Origin of the sequence: Janthinobacterium sp. FW305-128 (assembly GCF_020858135.1) — a bacterium.
Taxonomy (GTDB): domain Bacteria; phylum Pseudomonadota; class Gammaproteobacteria; order Burkholderiales; family Burkholderiaceae_D; genus Janthinobacterium.
Genome location: NZ_JACYMK010000043.1, coordinates 1 through 866 on the forward strand (window position 1 = coordinate 1; position 866 = coordinate 866).

Consider the following 866-nt stretch of genomic DNA (forward strand, 5'->3'; position numbering starts at 1 on the left):
TTTGCCGACAAGAATGCCGGCAACGGCAAAACCGTGACCGTGAGCGGCGGCCAGCTGGGCGACGGCACGGGCCTGGCGGCCAACTACAGCGTGAATGCGCCGGCCAGCGTGACGGCGGCCATTACGACGAAGGCGCTCAGTATCACGGGCGTGTCGGCCGCGAATAAAATCTATGACGGCGGCACGGCAGCCACGCTGACTGGCGGCACGCTGTCGGGCCTGGTCGGCAACGAAACCCTGGCACTGGGCGCACTGACAGGCGCATTTGCCGACAAGAATGCCGGCAACGGCAAAACCGTGACCGTGAGCGGCGGCCAGCTGGGTGACGGCACGGGCCTGGCGGCCAACTACAGTGTCACTGCACCGGCCAGCGTGACGGCGGCCATTACGCCGAAGGCGCTCAGTATCACGGGCGTGTCGGCCGCGAATAAAATCTATGACGGCGGCACGGCGGCTACGCTGAGCGGCGGCACGCTGTCGGGCCTCGTCGGCAACGAAACCGTGACGCTGGGCGCATTGACGGGCACGTTTGCCGACAAGAATTCCGGCAGCGGCAAAACCGTGACCGTCAGCGGCGGCCAGCTGGGCGACGGCACGGGCCTGGCGGCGAACTACAGCGTGAGCGCGCCGGCCAGCGTGACGGCGGCCATTACGCCGAAGGCGCTCAGCATCACGGGCGTGTCGGCTGCGAATAAAATCTATGACGGCGGCACGGCGGCCACGCTGACTGGCGGCACGCTGTCTGGCCTCGTCGGCAACGAGACGCTCGCCTTGGGCGCATTGACAGGGGCGTTTGCCGACAAGAATGCCGGCAACGGCAAAACCGTGACCGTGAGCGGCGGCCAGCTGGGCGACGGCACGGGCCT

General features: G+C 67.6%; 1 protein-coding gene. It reads left to right on the top strand.

Annotated features, from left to right (window positions below):
• Nucleotides 1-866: YDG domain-containing protein (locus IGS60_RS28245; protein ID WP_230506906.1), on the top strand; the 866-nt coding region annotated here is incomplete at both ends.